Annotated in this window: 17 protein-coding genes; 3 read left to right on the top strand and 14 right to left on the bottom strand. The window is 62.7% G+C overall.

The genetic code is table 11. From position 1 onward, the window contains the following. Positions 1–131 precede the first annotated feature (131 nt). The 9 genes from ACIP1G_RS30915 to ACIP1G_RS30875 form a co-directional block, all read right to left on the bottom strand. On the bottom strand, positions 132–995 hold the full coding sequence (locus tag ACIP1G_RS30915) for a metal ABC transporter substrate-binding protein (RefSeq protein ID WP_400744146.1): 864 nt from the start codon (positions 993–995) through the stop codon (positions 132–134). Further along, a complete protein-coding gene (locus tag ACIP1G_RS30910; RefSeq protein WP_400744145.1) occupies positions 992–1891 on the bottom strand; it encodes a metal ABC transporter permease in 900 nt (299 codons plus the stop codon). The genes ACIP1G_RS30915 and ACIP1G_RS30910 overlap by 4 nt, the downstream gene beginning before the upstream one ends. Further along, a complete protein-coding gene (locus tag ACIP1G_RS30905; RefSeq protein WP_400744142.1) occupies positions 1891–2637 on the bottom strand; it encodes a metal ABC transporter ATP-binding protein in 747 nt (248 codons plus the stop codon). Before ACIP1G_RS30905 ends, ACIP1G_RS30910 begins: the two co-directional genes overlap by 1 nt. Next, positions 2634–3536 carry a metal ABC transporter substrate-binding protein gene (locus ACIP1G_RS30900; RefSeq protein WP_400744140.1) on the bottom strand — a complete coding sequence of 301 codons (903 nt, stop codon included), beginning with the start codon at positions 3534–3536 and terminating at the stop codon, positions 2634–2636. Before ACIP1G_RS30900 ends, ACIP1G_RS30905 begins: the two co-directional genes overlap by 4 nt. Before the next feature lie 16 nt (positions 3537–3552). After that, complete coding sequence (locus tag ACIP1G_RS30895) at positions 3553–4122, bottom strand: DUF6162 family protein (protein WP_400744138.1); 570 nt, start codon at positions 4120–4122, stop codon at positions 3553–3555. Continuing rightward, positions 4119–4439 (bottom strand): hypothetical protein, encoded by a 321-nt coding sequence (locus ACIP1G_RS30890; protein WP_400744136.1) that lies wholly within the window; start codon positions 4437–4439, stop codon positions 4119–4121. The genes ACIP1G_RS30895 and ACIP1G_RS30890 overlap by 4 nt, the downstream gene beginning before the upstream one ends. Then, positions 4436–4975, bottom strand: a complete 540-nt coding sequence (locus ACIP1G_RS30885; protein ID WP_400744134.1) for a thiamine pyrophosphate-binding protein — start codon at positions 4973–4975, stop codon at positions 4436–4438. The genes ACIP1G_RS30890 and ACIP1G_RS30885 overlap by 4 nt, the downstream gene beginning before the upstream one ends. Beyond that, entirely contained in the window at positions 4972–6165 is a 1194-nt protein-coding gene (locus ACIP1G_RS30880; RefSeq protein WP_400744131.1) for a PepSY-associated TM helix domain-containing protein, read from the bottom strand. The genes ACIP1G_RS30885 and ACIP1G_RS30880 overlap by 4 nt, the downstream gene beginning before the upstream one ends. A gap of 336 nt (positions 6166–6501) precedes the next feature. Continuing rightward, positions 6502–7836: a lysine N(6)-hydroxylase/L-ornithine N(5)-oxygenase family protein gene (locus tag ACIP1G_RS30875; RefSeq protein WP_400744129.1), complete on the bottom strand. Its 1335-nt coding sequence runs from the start codon at positions 7834–7836 to the stop codon at positions 6502–6504. A 171-nt stretch (positions 7837–8007) separates the two neighbouring features. Between ACIP1G_RS30875 and ACIP1G_RS30870 the strand changes: the two genes are divergently transcribed. Further along, a complete protein-coding gene (locus ACIP1G_RS30870; RefSeq protein WP_400744126.1) occupies positions 8008–8454 on the top strand; it encodes a hypothetical protein in 447 nt (148 codons plus the stop codon). Between the two features lie 158 nt (positions 8455–8612). Here the strand turns inward: ACIP1G_RS30870 and pbpG are convergent, their stop codons facing one another. From pbpG to ACIP1G_RS30850, 4 genes are all read right to left on the bottom strand, one after another. Next, entirely contained in the window at positions 8613–9530 is a 918-nt protein-coding gene (gene pbpG, locus ACIP1G_RS30865) for a D-alanyl-D-alanine endopeptidase (RefSeq protein ID WP_400744123.1), read from the bottom strand. 166 nt (positions 9531–9696) lie between these two features. Further along, on the bottom strand, positions 9697–10527 hold the full coding sequence (locus tag ACIP1G_RS30860; RefSeq protein WP_400744120.1) for an alpha/beta hydrolase: 831 nt from the start codon (positions 10525–10527) through the stop codon (positions 9697–9699). 67 nt (positions 10528–10594) lie between these two features. After that, positions 10595–13000, bottom strand: coding sequence for an autotransporter domain-containing protein (locus ACIP1G_RS30855; RefSeq protein ID WP_400744117.1), 2406 nt, complete (start codon positions 12998–13000; stop codon positions 10595–10597). A 262-nt stretch (positions 13001–13262) separates the two neighbouring features. Continuing rightward, positions 13263–13937, bottom strand: a complete 675-nt coding sequence (locus ACIP1G_RS30850) for a polysaccharide lyase family 7 protein (protein WP_400744114.1) — start codon at positions 13935–13937, stop codon at positions 13263–13265. Between the two features lie 244 nt (positions 13938–14181). On the opposite strand from ACIP1G_RS30850, the gene ACIP1G_RS30845 reads away from it, so the two are divergent. Next, positions 14182–14505 carry a DUF1654 domain-containing protein gene (locus tag ACIP1G_RS30845; protein ID WP_400744111.1) on the top strand — a complete coding sequence of 108 codons (324 nt, stop codon included), beginning with the start codon at positions 14182–14184 and terminating at the stop codon, positions 14503–14505. Between the two features lie 37 nt (positions 14506–14542). Here the strand turns inward: ACIP1G_RS30845 and ACIP1G_RS30840 are convergent, their stop codons facing one another. Continuing rightward, on the bottom strand, positions 14543–15367 hold the full coding sequence (locus tag ACIP1G_RS30840; protein WP_400744110.1) for a helix-turn-helix transcriptional regulator: 825 nt from the start codon (positions 15365–15367) through the stop codon (positions 14543–14545). 165 nt (positions 15368–15532) lie between these two features. On the opposite strand from ACIP1G_RS30840, the gene ACIP1G_RS30835 reads away from it, so the two are divergent. After that, on the top strand, positions 15533–15847 hold the full coding sequence (locus ACIP1G_RS30835) for a chemotaxis protein (protein WP_400744108.1): 315 nt from the start codon (positions 15533–15535) through the stop codon (positions 15845–15847). Positions 15848–15987 lie beyond the last annotated feature (140 nt).

The raw sequence follows: 15987 nt of genomic DNA, 5'->3' as shown, positions 1-15987 counted from the left end.
CCCCCCCCCCCCCCCCCCCCCCCCCCCCCCCCCCCCCCCCCCCCCCCCCCCCCCCCCCCCCCCCCCCCCCCCCCCCCCCCCCCGCTCCTACAGGGACCGCGGCGCACCTGTGGGAGCGGGCACAGGCAGCATCAGCTTTCGCCCAATGCCCCAACCACCTGGTCGACACTGGCCTTCAACCCGGCAAACGCATCCTCAGGGTCACTCTCCACCACCACCAGCTTCACCCCGGCGGCCTTGATCACCTCGGCCACCGCCGCTTCTGGCTGCCGGTGGTCCAGCACCAGCGCTACATCCTGCGCCTTCAGATTCTCGCCCAAAGCCTTGAGCGCCGCGGCATCCCACTCAGCCGGCAACGGCTGCTCGACCACATCCAGGTTCAACCCGCTAGCCAGGTAACCCAGCCGCTCCGACAGGCTCACCACGGTCAGGTTGTCGACCTTGGCCAGGCGAGTCTGGCTGTTGGCCGAAAGCTCCAGCAGTTGGCGCTTGAGCCCGGCCAGGTTGCCCTGGATCTTCGCTTTGTCGTTCGGCGCCAAACGCTCCAGGTCATTGGCCACCACATCAGCCATGCGCCCGAGGTTGGTCGGGTTGAGCCAGGGGTAGGCACCGTAGGCATCGTCACCACTCACCGCGATCCCCGGCAGCGCGCCATCCACCGGCCGCGCTGCATCGATCTCGACAATGCGGATATTGCTACGCCGGGCCATCGGGTACAGCGGGTCGTCACGCCAGATCGAGCGCACGCCGATCACCGCATCAGCCTGCTGCGCGGCCTTGTCCAGGCTGGCGCCACCACGCCCGCTGAAATACGACGGCTGGCGGCTGGCCGGCAGGTTGGCCGGTGCCGCGCGTTTTAGCTGCACTGCGGTGCCATCGAGCAGGGCGCTGGCCAAGCTGTGGGTGACGGGCAGGGTAGTCAGCACTTGTGTGGCGAAAGACAGCGACGGCAGGCCAGCCAGGGCGAGCGCCAGGGTCAGGTGTTTCAGGTTCATGCCGGGTTTCCTTGCAGGCGGGGAACGAGGGCGCGAGCGAGCGCGGCCAGGGCAAAGCACATGCCGGCGACCAGGATGATCGCAGCGCCCGATGGCACCGGCAGGTCGAACACGATCGGCAGCAGGATGCCGAACAGGGTGCTCACGGTGGCGATCAGCACCGAGAGGAAGAAAAACCCCTTGAGCGACTGGCTGACCAGGCGTGCGGCGGCGGCAGGGATCACCAGCAGCGCACCGACCAGGATTGCCCCGATCACCTTCACCGCTGCCACGGTTACCAGGGTCACCAGCACCACGAACAGGTAGTCCAGCGTTTTCACGGCCACCCCACGCACGGCCGCCAGCTGCGGGTTGAAACTGGCCAGCATGATGCGGTTGTACAGCGGCACGGCCAGGGCCAGTACCAGCAGCGCGACGATGCCCAGCACCACCAGGTCCTGGCCGCTGACGGTCAGCACCGAGCCGAACAGCACGTTCTCGAGGATGTGCACGTTGATCTTGCCCGCCAGCATCAGCAGCAGGCTGGCGCCCAGCGCCAGCGATACCGAGAGGAACACACCGATCAATGTGTCCGGCGACAGCCCGGTACGGTTACGCAGGAAGTTGAGCAGGATGCCGAACAGCAGGCAGTAGCCGAACAGGCTGCCATAGGGGCCGGTGTAGGGTTCACCCAGCAGGATACCGATGGCCACGCCAGTCAGCGCAGCATGGCCCACTGCCTCGGAGAAAAAGGCAAAACGCTTGACCACCACCAGGGTGCCCAGGCCGCCCAGCACCGGGCCGATCATCAGGCCGGCCAGCAGGGCATTGACCACGAAGCCGTAGGCCAGCGCCTCGGGCAGGTAGCCAGCGTTGGCCCAGTCCTGGATCAGTTGGCGAAAAGTTTCAAAGCTCATCAGGCAAGGCTCTCGCTGCGCGGGTGAACGGAGAACAGGCCGAGCAGGCGCTCCGGGGTCAGGGCCTGGGCGGGTGGGGCGTCGAACAGTACCTGGCGGCTCAGGCCGGTGACCCGGTCAGCCAGGCGCAGCACCGCCGCCAGGTCATGCTCGATCCACAGCACGGTGGTGCCGGCCTGGCGCCAGCCCAGCAGCAGCTGTTCGAACACCTGGATGCCGGCTTCATCGAGGGCCGACATCGGCTCGTCCAGCACCAGCAATTGCGGTTCGGGGATCAGGCCCTGGGCCAACAGCACGCGCTGGCGCTCACCGCCAGACAACGCACCCATGCGCCGCTTGCGTTTGTCGAGCATGCCAACCTTCGCCAAGGCAGCATCGATGGCCGGCTTCACGCGCCGTGACAAACCGAGGAACGCCGGGCGGCGCTGGCACATGGCAGCCATGAAGTCGTCCACGGTCATGGGCAGGCCACGGTCGAACTCCAGCGCCTGCGGCACGTAGCCGATCACTTCGCGCTCACCCGGCCAGTGCAGGGTCAGCTGGCCCTGGTGTGGCATCTGCCCGAGCAGGGTCTTGATCAGCGAGCTCTTGCCACCGCCGTTGGGGCCGACAATGGCATGCACGCTGCCGGCGGTGACGCTGAAACTGACCTGCTCGAGAATGCGTGTACGGCCCAGGGTCAGGTCGATGCCGGCGAACTCGATGCGCGGCCCGCAGGCTGCAACCAGGTTGGCGGCGGCGGTCATGCGCGGTTCTCCTGGATGGCGCGTACCACGGTGTCGAGGTTGCGCTTCATTTCCACTTCGTACTTGTCCTTGGTGTACTCGCCGTAGGAAATGTGCGTCAGCGGGTACAGGCGAACGCCGGACTCACGCTGGATGGTTTCGACATAGGCTGACGGGAAGTCCATTTCCGAGAAGATCACCCGCACGTCCAGCGCCTTGAGCTGGTCGATGGTCTTTTTCAGCTGCGCCGGGCTCGGCTCGATGCCATGGGCCGGTTCGACCACGGCAGTCACCTCCAGGCCGAAGTCGCGCACCAGGTAGTCGTAGGCGGCATGGATGGTGGCGACGCGGAAGGTGGCGCTGGGCGCTTCGGTGACCTTGGCCAGCGCCTCGGCCCGCAGGGCGCGCAGGCGCTTGGCATAGGCGCGGGCGTTTTGCGTGTACAGCTTGGCGTTGTCCGGGTCGAGCTTGCCCAGCTCGCGGGCGATGTTGTTGACCTGGGCGATGGTAGTGCTGATCGACAGGAAGGTGTGCGGGTTTACCACCTTGCCGGCGCCGCGTGCGGCAATGCCGGTGGCTGCCAGCAGCGGTACGTTCTGGTTGGCCTCAATGGTGGCGATGCCGGGCTTTTCGCTGGCGGCGATCATGCGGTCGGCAAAGTCGTCATGGCCGACGCCGTTGAGCACCACCACGTCCAGCGTGCCGATGCGCTTGATGTCCTCGGCCCGTGGCTCGTAGGCGTGGGGGTTGAAGCCCGCCGGAATCAGCGGCACCACTTCGGCCTTGTCGCCGACGATGTTGCTCACATAGCTGTAGTAAGGGTGCAGGGTGATGCCGATGCGCAGCGGCTTGCCGTTATCGGCCAGTGCCAGTGCCGGCAGGGCAAGGGCCAGGAGCAGGGCGAGGGCGGAGCGAAGCATGGGGGAGTCCTTGGGTTCAGTGACGGTGTTCGCGGGTAACCCCGGCGTCGTAGTGGCTGACCACCTGTTGCCAGCCGGCGGCGATCAGCGCAGCCTGGCTGAGGTCGTCCGGGATCACGGCAGCGCTGTCGCGGCGCAGCCAGACATCGGCCTGGCCGCTGCTGTCAGCTGGCAGGATCAGCAGCAGGCTGCCAGCAACTTCAGGTGCCTGGCTGCGGCCCAGGTAGGCGCCGGTCTCCAGCCATGACCATTGGTGGCTGCCGCGGCTCTGGCTGCCAGCATCGACCACGAACGGCGGCAGGCCTTCTTCGGCCAGGCCCTGCACACTCGGCGCGCTGGCGCTTTCATCGCGCAGCAGCTGGATCTCGTCGAAGGCCACCCGCAGGTCGGTGTACAGGCCTTGCTCGGCGGCGGTGAGGTCGCGGCGGGCGTCGATCTGGTGGCTGGCGATGGTCTGCTCGTCTTCGCGCTCACCGCGCAGCAGCACCACGCTGGCAGCAAGCACCACGATCAGCAGGCTGGCCAGCAGCACGTACAGGGTTTCGTGCCCGGCGCCGGCCGGGCGAATCACTTGGGCGCGGCTCATGGCTGGGCGATATCGGCGTAGTCGACTTCCACCACGTGCCCGGGGCCGGCGTCGAACAGCACGTAGAACTCGCCGTCCGGGCGCTTGAAGGTCAGGGTCGAGTCGTCGCCAAGCTTGCCGCCGACCAATACCTGTTCGTCATAGCCGATCACATCCAGCGTTACCCCGGGGGCACCGCTGCCGTCCGAGAAGCCGCCAGTGCACTTGACCTGGCCGCTGGCGGTTTCTTCGCATTCGCACATCGGGTTGTGCGCCAGGGCCGGGCCGGCGGCCAGCACCAGCAAGGGCAGGGCGAGGGTGCGCATCAGGTGTTTCATTTCTTGCCTCCTTGTTTTTCGAGCCAGGCCACGGTGGCTGGCGATGCCTTGGCCAGCGGGACGGACGCCTGGTGCATGCTGCCGTCCCAGCCTTCCAGGGTGATCCAGATCTGGGCGTCGGGTTTGGTCCGCGGCGGGATCGGCAGCGAGGTGCCCATGTTGTACGGCGCGCCGAAGAAGATGGTGCCGGCTGCGCGCAGGCTGCGCGGCTTGCCGATGCGCAAGTAGGCAGCCTTGACGTCCTTGATGCAGGCCTTGCACAGCGCCGCATTGAACGACTTGAAGTAACCGGCCGGGCCGTCGGTGCGTGGCGCCTCGTCGCGCAGTTCGGCCAGGTTGATGCTGTAGGGGCCGACCTGAATGTCGCTGATCACATTGGCACCCAGGCCAGCGTCGCCACGGAACAACTTGGCGTCGGCGAAGTACTTGGGCATGAAGCCCAGCGGGATCAGGATCAGCAGGATGTTCAGGTGAAAACGCCACTTCAGCCAAAACTGCTTCAGCGGGCTGGCGGGCAGGGCTTGGGCCTGGCTCATGGGTGGATCTCCACGGTGGTTTCACTGCGAGCCGCACGCGGTGCCCGCTCGCTGCGCTTGAGCGCGGCGGCGGTGGCCTGGGCGGTGCGTTTGGTCCAGATAAGCAGGCCGCTGAACACCATCAGGGTGAGAATGAGGCCAAAGAAGAACCACACCAGCTTGATCGGCAAGCCGCCGAAGTCGCCGGTGTGCAGTGGGCGCATGGACTCGGTGACGAACTCCAGCGCCGAGCGGTCGCTGATAACGAACTGGCTGTCGACATTGCGGGTGTACGGGTTTACCGAGGCACTCTGGAACATCAGCGGGTACCAGCCCGGCCCGGACAAGGTGACATGGCTGTAGGCGGTGGCAGGCAGCGAGATGAAACTGACCTCCAGCCCCGGGATCGCCAGGCCGGCAAGGCGCGCCGCTTCATCCAGGTCGATACGCGGTGCCGGGCTGCCATCCGGTGTTTGCGGCACTTCCTCGCGGGCGATCACCGGCACGATGGGCCTGCTGGAAATGGTGATGTGGTTGTCGAACAGGATTGCCTGGATCAGGAACCAGGTGCCGGTGATGGAAATGACCGCAATGAACCAGATCGACCAGACCCCGGCCAGGCGGTGCAGGTCACCCCAGAAAATCCGTGAACCATGGCCGGTGCGCACGGGCTTGAAGAAACCCTTCCAGAACTTCTTGTACACCACCAGGCCGGTGACCAGCGAGGCCAGCATCGGCAGGCCAAGCAGCGATACCAGGTACCAGCCCCAACTGAAACCATTGGTGAACGGCACCAGCCACCAACCGTGCAGGGCACGGGTAAAGGCTTCGAAGTTGAAGTCCGGGGTCTTGCCCTGGATGGCCCCGGTGTAGGGGTTTACGTACAGCGTCGGGCTGGTACCGTCAGGCAGGGTGACATTGGCCTTTACCGCGAAGTGCGAACCGTCAGGCTGGCTCAGGCGCTCCACCACCATGTCCGGCTCGGCCTTGTTCAAGGCGTCCAGTACCTGCTGGAAGCTCATGCGCTCGACGTCGGCGTCGGGCTGGTTGGCGCGCACGGCCGGGTCGGCCAGCCAGACGATTTCCTGGCTCACCACGGCGAGCATGCCGGTGAAGCAGACGATCAAGACAAAGAACCAGATTGGCAAGGCAAGCCAGCTGTGCACCAGGAACCACAGCCTGGATTTGGATTTTTTGGGTGATTTGGCCATCAGACGGTCTTCTGCAATGGGTGGTCGAGCGTGTGCCCAACCAAAGAGGGCTGTACTGATAAGGACGAATGAGAATTGAAAACCTGCCGTTTTAAATGCAAGCAAATGTTTCAAACGACAAATCGCCGGCAAGCCAGCTCCACAAGTACAGCGCAGGCCTCAAGAACTGCGCGTTCCCTGTAGGAGCGGGTTCACCCGCGAAGCAGGCGACGCGGTGGATGGCACCGGCTTTGCCGGTGTTCGCGGGTGAACCCGCTCCCACAGGATGTGTGCTGCCCCAATGACGCTAACGGTCAGGCATCAGGCCAAGGCTGGCCTGGAAGGCATGAGGTGGGGTCAAGCGCGGGTCATCGCCACTGCCGCTTGCGGCTTGCCATGCAGCTGCGCCAGGTCCTGGTACAGCGCGCGGCCAATTTCTGCGGCGCGTGCCGGCAGCACCGAAAGCAGGGTGTCGCTCAGGCCATGGCTATTTTCGCAGAAGCCCTGCAGGTATACCGACGCCTGCATATCGGGGCTGGCCAGCACGCGGTAGTGGCGGTCGACGCTGAAGTCGTCCAGGTAGCCGGCCAGGGGTGCCAACAGGTCAAGGTGCGAACGGCGTTCGTAGCCGGTGGCGAGAATCACTGCATCGTAGCGGTGGGTTTGCTGCTGATTGGTGGCGAGGTCGCGCAGGGTCAGTTCCAGGCCTTCGCGGGTGGCCACCACCGCTTCCACCTGACGGCGGCACAGCACGTTGTGGCGGTGCTGGTGAGCGACTTTCTGCCGGTAAAGGATGCCGTAGATGCGCTCGATCAGGTTGAGGTCGACCACCGAGTAATTGGTGTTGTGGTATTCGCCCAGCAGCTTGCTGCGCTGGTCAGCCGGTTCGTTGTAGACCAGGTCGGTGTAGTCCGGCGAGAAAATCTCGTTGACGAACGGGCTGTCATCGGCGGGCTTGAGCGCCGAGCCGCGCAGGATCATGTCGACCTTGACCGACGGGTAGCTGTCGTTGAGGTCGATGAACGCCTCGGCGGCGCTCTGCCCCGAACCGATCACGGCAATGCGCATCGGCTTGCCGGTGGTGCACGGCAGTTTGTTCAGGCTGCTCAGGTACTGGGAGTGGTGGAACACCCGCGGGTCGTCCTTGAACGCGCCGAACTTCTCCGGGATTTTCGGCGTGCCGCCGCTGCCGACCACCACCGAACGGGTGCGTCGGCTGTATTCGTGGCCTTGCGCGTCGCGCGAGACCAGGCGCAGGTGTTCGACCCGGCCAGCGTGCACTTCCGGCTCGATGCGCAGCACTTCCTCGCCATACACCGCTTGGGTGGCAAAGTGCTCGGCGGCCCAGCGCAGGTAGTCGTTGTACTCCAGACGGCAGGGGTAGAAGGTGCCGAGGTTGATGAAGTCGGCCAGGCGCTGCTTCTGGTGCAGGTAGTTGACGAAGCTGTAGGGGCTGGTGGGGTTGCGCAGCGATACCAGGTCCTTGAGGAAGGAGATCTGCAGCTCGCTCTGGGTGGCCAGGGTTTCGCCGTGCCAGCGGTAGTCCTGTTGCTTGTCGATGAACAGCGCGTCGAGGGCATGGCCCTGGGACTCGGCGAGTTCTTCCAGGGCAATGGCCAGGGCCAGGTTGGAGGGGCCGAAGCCCACGCCGATCAGATCTTTGATTGTTGCCTGCTGTGAAGACTGGCTCATGGCTGCGATTCCCTAAAGGTCGAATGTGGACGCCCGCCGGGGCTCCGGCTCCTGCGCAAGTACATGAATTTGAACGAGCCAGCCAAAGGGGAATTTAAGCGGGCTAAAGAACTGCGTGGGGCGGCCGATAAGGGGGTTAAGGCAAGGACCCATCTTTCAGCAGGGATTGACATGAGCGGAATTACAGCAAACAACCTGATGATCAATGGCGTTTCGGCGCAAGCACTGAGCGCGAACGCGGCGACTGAGCGCGAGCAGGCGAAACAGGCCGGCGAGGCGCTGGGGCCGTTGAGCATCAGCAGCGACAGCATGAAGGTGTCGGCGGGTAGCCAGGCACAATCCACTGACACTGAAGACAGTGGCGAGTCGGAAGCGTTGACCGAGCTCCGTCAGTTGATCAAGGACCTGCAGAAGCAACTGGTTGAAGAGCAGAAACAGCTGGCGGCGCTGCAGAACAGCAAGATGGACGAGGCGGCAAAGGCAGCTGCTGTCGGTGCCAAGCAGGCGAGCATTGCCACCATCAACGGCCAGATCATGGCGGCTACGGCGCAGTTGCTGGAGCTGTTGCAGCAAGAGGGCGGCAGCAGCGCGGGCGGTGTGGTCAGCACCACAGCCTAGCAGCGGATACGTTCCCTGTAGGAGCGGCCTTGTGTCGCGATGGGCTGCAAAGCAGCCCCGGCAGTTTATGCATCAACGCCAATTTTCTGGGGCCGCTTTGCGGCCCATCGCGACACAAGGCCGCTCCTACAGGGCCGCGTAGCGCCAGATGGCGATGGTCACTCCGCCACCAGCCGCCCCTTGCTCGCCTTGTACTGCATGGCCACGGCCGGCGCCGGCTTGGCTGCGCCGGTTTCCAGCCATTGGCGCATGCGGCTGGCATCGGCGAAGTGGGTGTACTTGCCAAAGGCATCAAGGATGACCATGGCCACCGGGCGGTTGTCCATGCGGGTCAGCAGCACCAGGCAATGGCCAGCCTCGTTGGTGAAGCCGGTCTTGGTCAGCTTGATGTCCCAGTTGCTCTTGTTGACCAGGTGATCGGTGTTACGGAAGCCCAAGGTGTAGTTGGGCTTGCGGAAGGCCACGGTCTTTTCGCGGGTGGTCGACAGCTCACTAAGCATTGGGTACTTGCGCGAGGCCAACAGCAGTTTACCCAGGTCGCGTGCGGTGGACACGTTCTGTGTCGACAAGCCGGTTGGCTCGACATAGCGGGTGTGTGCCATGCCCAGGCTGCGGGCCTTGGCATTCATGGCCTTGATGAACGCCGGGTAGCCGCCGGGGTAGGCGTTGGCCAGGCTGTTGGCCGCGCGGTTTTCCGACGACATCAGGGTAATCAGCAGGGTTTCGCGGCGGTCAAGCTGGCTGCCCAGGCGCACGCGCGAATACACGCCTTTCATCTCCGGGTTGTTGGCGATGGTCATGGTGAGCATTTCATCCATGGGCTGCTTGGCATCCAGCACCACCATTGCCGTCATCAATTTGGTGACCGAGGCAATGGGCACCACGCGGTCGGCATGGTTCGAATACAACTCCTGGTTGGTATTCAGGTCGATCAGCAGGGCGCTGCCTGAGGCAAGATGCAGCTTGGAGGGGTCACGTTGAACCTGGGCCGGGGGTTGTGCAGCAGCGGTCGACGGAAGGGTCGCAGTACCTGTGAGCAACAGCATCAGGCTGAGGATGGACAGGGATGTTTTCACGTTCAGGCTCACTAAAAGTTGGTATGTCGTTGGCTGTGCAAGGGTTTTCCCCCTAAAACCGTTGCATTCTGGAGTATGGCTGAATTGCTGTCGAATGCCTTATGACTAAAGGGCGCAAGGTGAACGAAATTTAATACGGTACCCATTTCCTTGATTCCCAGGCAGGTCAGTTCGACCCGGTCGTTGGTGCCTGAACGCAGGAAATTGGGGCGCGCAGCAAGCGGGCGTCAAAGCCCTTAAGTACAGTGGCATGGTCACCGGGTAGCGATACCACCTGTACGCAGCGCAGCTGGCTGCCCTGCGCGTAACCACTCGTCAGCGCTGGGGCAATGATGCGGTCGTCAGCGCCACTGAAGTGCCGCTCGGGCGTGTTGGCGAGCCTGGAAATTTCGGCCATGGGATCAAGCGAGCCCACCAGCGGCGACAAACCGTGATAACGGACCCAGGCGGCAGGGTCCAGGTTGCCGGCAATACTTTGCACCTGGCTGACATCATGGCGACGCTCGGCAATCAGCAGGGCGATTGCGGCCCCTCCGGAATAGCCGATGAGCTCTACCGAGGATGCGCCGTACCTGCGCACAAGCTGGTCGACCGCCGCCGCCATGGCTTCGACAACAGCTGCACTGAAACGGGCGTCAGTCCAGACGGAGGTGTTGCATGCCGGGCTCGTGATGAACTGGCACGGCCTGGCCAGGTAGATGCCCGGGTAGCCTCCCGTCGCCAGCTTGGCAAGCGCGAACGTGCGCGGTGACGGGTCCAGGCTGGGCTGGGTACTGGTCGCCCAGGCATGGCCGTCGCCTTCGATGTAGAGGGTCAACCGGCGGCCGGGTTTGAAGTTGGCCGGCGTTACGGTCTGAATCGAAAATTCGGCGGTGTGTATGACGTGGGTGGTAGCCCCATTGGCTTGGGCCCATTGCGCCAGTTTTTGCTGCGGGCTCGCACAGCCCGCCAGCAGCATCAGCAGCAATGCGGTAACGCTGAACAGGCGTGGCAGCATCGGTCAGTTTCCCTTGAACGCATCAGCCCGCCAAAAGGCGGGCTGAGCGGTTTGCCGACTTGAAGTCTCAGAAGTCGTAGCGCACCTTCGCGGTGAAGGCATCCGCGTCGAAGCCTGTCTTCATCAGGCGCTCGTAGCTGCCGCCGATCGTGACCGCACCCACCTTGTAGTTGGCGCCAACGCCCACTTCATAGCTGTCGCGCGCCGGGGTTACGCCAGTGGCCACGAAGGAATTGCCACCCAGGGTGAACGCCGACGTGGTGCTGGATTTGTCGGCGATGAAGTCGTGGTAACCCATCAACTTGAACTCAGGTTCCAGGGTGCCCTGTCCCAGGTCGAACGCACCTGCAATACGCACACCTGCACCGGCTTCACCCACTTCCAGGCGCTGGTCGCCGGTTTTCAGTGCGGCGGACGAGCCGTGCTCCGTGAAACCGTCGATGGACAAGTTGGTGTAGCGGGCCGTAATGCGCGGTTCAACCAGCAGGTTGTGATCGAAGTGGAAACCATAGCCGGCCATCACGTTCAGGCCGATCAAGTCGCTGTCGTAGTTACCCTTGGCCGTGGTGCCAGAGATAAAGCGCTTGGAGTCGTTGCGCCCTTTGCCATACGACAGGCCACCGTCGACGAAGTAGTTGCCTTCGGTCCAGGTGCCATAGGCGGTCAAGGTGTTGTTCTCGACATCGGTCTTGTTGCCGTTGTCCGACTGCACATTGGTCTTCACGTAGCTGTAGGCCACGCCAAGCACGGTGTTGTCGTTAAGCGTGTGGTCGGCGCCCAGGGCAAAGCCACGGGAGTTCGCATCGTAGCCATCAACACCCGAACGCACGTCCTGGTTGGCCTGGCTGGAGAGGATCTGGAACCACGCCCCGGTGCCCGACAGCGCGTCCCCCGAAGACTGGCCCGCACGCAGGGTGCTGGCGCGGCTGCTGATGGCATTGTTGACCAGCGTGATGCTCGAATTGGCCGCCGAGGCTGCGCCGCCATTCACTTCCGGGGTCAGTTGCTTGGCCACGTTGGCGATGGCCTGGGCGTCAGAGCCTGCGGCAATCAAGGCTTTGAGCACGGCGTCGTTCGGGTTGCTCTGGGCCAGCAGCTCGGCGACCGACATGAAGGACTGGGCAGCGCCCTGGACGCTAGCGTCGCCGCCACCATTCTCGATGACGTTGCCGGTTTCTTCGTTGCCCACGCCGGTCACCTTGATGTTCAAGGTGCCGTCAGCAAGCGTCGAGCTGTCGACGGTCAGCAGCGACGAGCTGCTCTTGATCACCACGTCTGGGGCAATGTTCAGCGTCTCGGCGCTGATCAGGTCATAGTTGGCGCCGCCTTGGGCAAAGTCCGAGCCCTTGGCGTTGATCACCACTGTCGAGCCGCTGGCCAGGTCGGCGGTGCCGGTCACGCTCAGTACAGGCGTGTTTGCCTGGGTTTCTGCGCTTAGCGGCAAGCCCAGCGTTGCACCCGACATCAGGTTGAAGTCACCGTCCACGGTGGTGTGCGTCGCCGCCAGGGTCAGCGTAGCGTTCTCGCCGACACGCACTCGCTCTGCTTCGATCAGGGTGGCGTCGATCAGGCCGTTACCCTGAACCAGAATTCGCTCGATGCCATGGATGTTGCCGACGATGCTGGACAGTTTGCTGCTGCCTTCTTCGCCAACGTTCAGGTCGACCTTGTTATTGCCATCGCCTTCGCCAACGTAGATGGCATAGCTGCCGCCCTGGATCAGGCCAGAGTCGGCGTTGATCAGCAGGCGTTTGTCGTCAACCGTTGGGAGGTTGTAGCCGCTGGGGTACCTCGTGACATAGTCCAGATCGATACCGATCTCCCCGCCGCGAATGGTGCCGGTGTTGGTGATACCTTTTTCCGGGTTGGTGAAGTTGACACCGTCCGCCAAGATACCGCGCCCCGACAGGCCATCTGCACTGATGCCCTCGATGATGCCTGCGTTGTCGACGCTCTGGATGGAGGAGGGCAAGCTGCTGTGGCGGTCTTCATCATCAAAATCACCGTTGCGGGTGCTGTCCAGGTCCAGGCCAACGCCCTCGCCGGAAATCCTGCCATCGTTCTGGACCAGGCCGCCCAGCACGGCACCGGACAGGTGAAGGCCTGTGGACCCTTCGCCGACTGCCGCGATGGTGGATTTGTTAATGAATGAGCCGGCCATGACTTTGTCGAAGTCCGGGCGGGGCGTCTGCTCGATGGTCAGTGCACTCGAATCAGTACCGCTGGCCGTCACGGGTTTCGAATTGGTGATCGTCCCGTTGTACACCCCACCGTTGTCGTACTGCCGGTTGCCCACCACCACATCAAGCAAATGCAGGCCTATCGAGTCTCTCCCGCTTCCGCTTACCTCGGTCAGGTTGGTGAACCCATTCTCAAAGTACTGGTTGGCGTAAACACGGCCATCGGCGGCGTGAGTGGCGGATGCATAGGCGACGGATACTGCAACCGCCAACAGGCTCTGCTTGAGATTCATTTCTGTCCTTATTTTTTACAGCAAGATACATACACGGATGGCCGCCGCAGTAACGCCAGGGAGTCCGTTACGCGTTCCAGCCGGCGCGAAATCTACAGGGCAGGGTCGACCAATGTCAAATTGACATCATTCATAAAACCGCTCTATCTCAAGCTTTTCAGCGCTGGTCAGGTGCGCCGCCTGTTGCACTGGGCGCATGGCCATCCCGATGCGGCCTGCAGTGGGGGGCAGGGCATCGGGATGGTTTTCCGGCTGTCGACGCTCAGGTATGGATGAGTGAGAGTTCGCTGATGATGCAGATCGAGCCGTCATCGGCCGGCGTCGCATCGGTGTAGTCGACCTGGTTGTAGACCCCACCGTGGAACTCGAACAGGCGTGAGGCCCAGCTGTTGTCGAGCTGCAAGTCGCCAGACGATCCAGACACCCCATTGCATTTGGCTGTTACGGTGACCACACCTTGCGACGTTGCGTGAATGCTCACGTTGAACTTCGCCCCCAGTGCTACCCCCTTGAGCACCGTCGAGTTCACCGGGTCGGTCTGGTTGTAGGTCTGCCGAAAGCCCAGGGTGATGTCGCCCTTTTTCCAGAACACCTTCACCGGCGGGCTATCGTCGCCACGGACGTGCATCTGGGCGATGACCACCTTCTGCGCCGCATTGACCTTGGTCAGCGTCATGGTCTGGCGGTTCCAGTGATCTTTGGCGCTGTCCAGTCTCCAGTCTTGCGCTTGCGTCCACTCGCACCGGGTCCTGCGGGTGCTTTTGCTCGAAGCGCCTTTGGTGGGGGCCGAGAACTGGATCGAACCATCGCTGAGTACCTTCACGATGCTCGGGTATTGAGCGATCGCTTCGGCACCGTTCAGTTCAAGCGCCACAGGGTTGGTTGACGAGACGGCCACAGGGGTGGCGATGATGAGATTGCTGATGTCTACGGTCATGGGAACTCCTGACGAAAGCTTTGGGTTTATACGGCGGGGTGCTTGAGCAGCAGGGTTGTCTGCTGCCGGGATAAAGTTAGCCTCAAGCTAAATTACGGTCAATAGCCAATGGCTAAATTAATTTCGCTTCGCGACAAAACGCCTGCTGGCGAAAATTTTCCGCAGTGGGGCTTTACGCTTGATTTCGGCGTGAGATAAGCTTTCTCTGAATACTGTACGAATATACAGCTATCAGGATGAGAATATGTCTAAGCACATGAAGTCGGCACCCCAGCAGCGCCAGGAAATGACCGGAATAGAGCGGCTAAGCCTGCGGGTATCGTCGATGATCAACCACCCGCTTGCGCAAACACAGCGCTGGGTGACGGTCCATCGGCTGGATACAGACGGTGATGCGGAATGGGAGGAGGTGATGGGCCTGCTGGTGGAAACGCCCGAATTGGAGCTGACCTTCAACGACGACGAGAGTGTGACGGTGCGCTGGCAGCGCAGCAGTGCAGAAGAGCGCGACGACTATGTTGTCGAGCAGGACAGCGAACAGCCGGTGGAAGAGGCGGCGCCTTTCTGAACATCAGCAAAAGCCCGCCGCAGTGGCGGGCTTTGCTTTACACAAGGTGGGCATTCCAAACCAGCAGCACCCTGGCCTGGATGTAGGTCTCTTCCCGGCGGATCATTCGGTCCTTGTGCCGCGAGTTGTCGGAAATCATCTCGAAATGGTCATCATCTGCGATCTGCAGCCGCTTGATGTAGATGTGGTCGCCCCAGGAGAAGAAGTAGATACCGTCGCCCACGAAATCGCGGATGCTGACGTCGACGATCAGTGGGTCGCGGTGCTTGATCGTCGGCTCCATCGACTGGCCCCAGCCCGTTACCATCTTCAGGTGGTGGTGTTCGCTGAACTCCACGCCCAGTTCGCGCAGGTGGCTTGGGCTGACGCGAACGTCCTTGAACATCTCGGGGTAGTCGTGGGGGATCTGGCCGCCACCCATTGCCGCCCGGACGTCGTAGTGGGCAATCCACACTTCGTCGCCGACCAGGCCGGGCCGATGCAGGTCAGCGGTCACCAGTGCGCATGCTGCCGGCTCCTCGGCGGCGGCCAGCAACCGTTGCCGGGTTTCTTCAGAGATGCCTTTGCCGCTGCGGGCAAGCATCTGCTTGACCAGGTCGGCTGCAGAAAGCCTGCTGTCGCCAGCCTCTACCAGCCCCTGCACAGGCTCGCCCGCCGCCATCGCGTCGAACCAGCCGCGCGGCAGGCCTTCGATGCCCTCGATTCGCCGGGCCACGTCATCGCCCAGGTTTTTCGCGGTCTTGTCCGACAGGATCTGGCTCAGGTGCGCAGGCGCCATCCCCCAGCGCTCTGCGCAGGATCCCTTTCTCTGGCTGCCGATCAGCTTGATCAGGTTGTGCTTGCGAATTTCGTAGATATCCATGAGGCGAAGCATGCCAGTGTTTAGCTTGCTGCTAAATGCGCGCATAGCTAAATTGGTCCTTGTAGTGATATTAGCTATAGGCTAAATTAAACATGCAAACAAAGAAAGCCACCGAGATGATTTTCTCCCCGGCTCATCACATCACAATTCCGTAATGAGGTTTACATGGATCCGACTGACCTCGGCCCGGGCACAGTCACTTGGCTGAGCGGTACGGGTACCGTGTTGCTAGGTGGATTTCTGTGGCTGCGCAAATGGCTGTCCAAGGATGCCGCCGACCGCGCGATGGACACCGCAGATATTGCTGTCGTGCGCCGCCTGACTGAACTGCTTGATATCGAACGGGATGCCCGTAGAGAGGCGGAGGCCAAGGCTGATCAGTTCGCCAAGGAGCGTAATGAGCTGGTGATTACTGTGGGCCGGCTGCAAGGGAAGGTGGTGGCGCTGACCGGCCAGTTGGGCCGTAGCACCCAACGCTGATTTGCTGGCGGGGAGATGAGGTTGAGGCTGACAGGGCCTGCCTCTGGATTTGAGGTGGTGCACAGATCGAGCGCCGCCCGCGCGGCGCTTCGCAGCACAAGGCTGCTCCTACATCTGTTTCGGGCCAGTTATTCCTGTGC

The organism is Pseudomonas sp. NPDC089392, assembly GCF_044749595.1.
Taxonomy (GTDB): Bacteria; Pseudomonadota; Gammaproteobacteria; order Pseudomonadales; family Pseudomonadaceae; genus Aquipseudomonas.
The sequence above is the reverse complement of the archived record's forward strand: the minus strand, read 5'-3'. Positions and strand labels throughout refer to the sequence as shown.

Bases quoted from the DNA above. Each gene is read 5' to 3' on its own strand.
- ACIP1G_RS30915 (WP_400744146.1), bottom strand. From the start codon at position 995: ATGAACCTGAAACACCTGACCCTGGCGCTCGCCCTGGCTGGCCTGCCG.
- ACIP1G_RS30910 (WP_400744145.1), bottom strand. From the start codon at position 1,891: ATGAGCTTTGAAACTTTTCGCCAACTGATCCAGGACTGGGCCAACGCT.
- ACIP1G_RS30905 (WP_400744142.1), bottom strand. From the start codon at position 2,637: ATGACCGCCGCCGCCAACCTGGTTGCAGCCTGCGGGCCGCGCATCGAG.
- ACIP1G_RS30900 (WP_400744140.1), bottom strand. From the start codon at position 3,536: ATGCTTCGCTCCGCCCTCGCCCTGCTCCTGGCCCTTGCCCTGCCGGCA.
- ACIP1G_RS30895 (WP_400744138.1), bottom strand. From the start codon at position 4,122: ATGAGCCGCGCCCAAGTGATTCGCCCGGCCGGCGCCGGGCACGAAACC.
- ACIP1G_RS30890 (WP_400744136.1), bottom strand. From the start codon at position 4,439: ATGAAACACCTGATGCGCACCCTCGCCCTGCCCTTGCTGGTGCTGGCC.
- ACIP1G_RS30885 (WP_400744134.1), bottom strand. From the start codon at position 4,975: ATGAGCCAGGCCCAAGCCCTGCCCGCCAGCCCGCTGAAGCAGTTTTGG.
- ACIP1G_RS30880 (WP_400744131.1), bottom strand. From the start codon at position 6,165: ATGGCCAAATCACCCAAAAAATCCAAATCCAGGCTGTGGTTCCTGGTG.
- ACIP1G_RS30875 (WP_400744129.1), bottom strand. From the start codon at position 7,836: ATGAGCCAGTCTTCACAGCAGGCAACAATCAAAGATCTGATCGGCGTG.
- ACIP1G_RS30870 (WP_400744126.1), top strand. From the start codon at position 8,008: ATGAGCGGAATTACAGCAAACAACCTGATGATCAATGGCGTTTCGGCG.
- ACIP1G_RS30860 (WP_400744120.1), bottom strand. From the start codon at position 10,527: ATGCTGCCACGCCTGTTCAGCGTTACCGCATTGCTGCTGATGCTGCTG.
- ACIP1G_RS30855 (WP_400744117.1), bottom strand. From the start codon at position 13,000: ATGAATCTCAAGCAGAGCCTGTTGGCGGTTGCAGTATCCGTCGCCTAT.
- ACIP1G_RS30850 (WP_400744114.1), bottom strand. From the start codon at position 13,937: ATGACCGTAGACATCAGCAATCTCATCATCGCCACCCCTGTGGCCGTC.
- ACIP1G_RS30845 (WP_400744111.1), top strand. From the start codon at position 14,182: ATGTCTAAGCACATGAAGTCGGCACCCCAGCAGCGCCAGGAAATGACC.
- ACIP1G_RS30840 (WP_400744110.1), bottom strand. From the start codon at position 15,367: ATGGATATCTACGAAATTCGCAAGCACAACCTGATCAAGCTGATCGGC.
- ACIP1G_RS30835 (WP_400744108.1), top strand. From the start codon at position 15,533: ATGGATCCGACTGACCTCGGCCCGGGCACAGTCACTTGGCTGAGCGGT.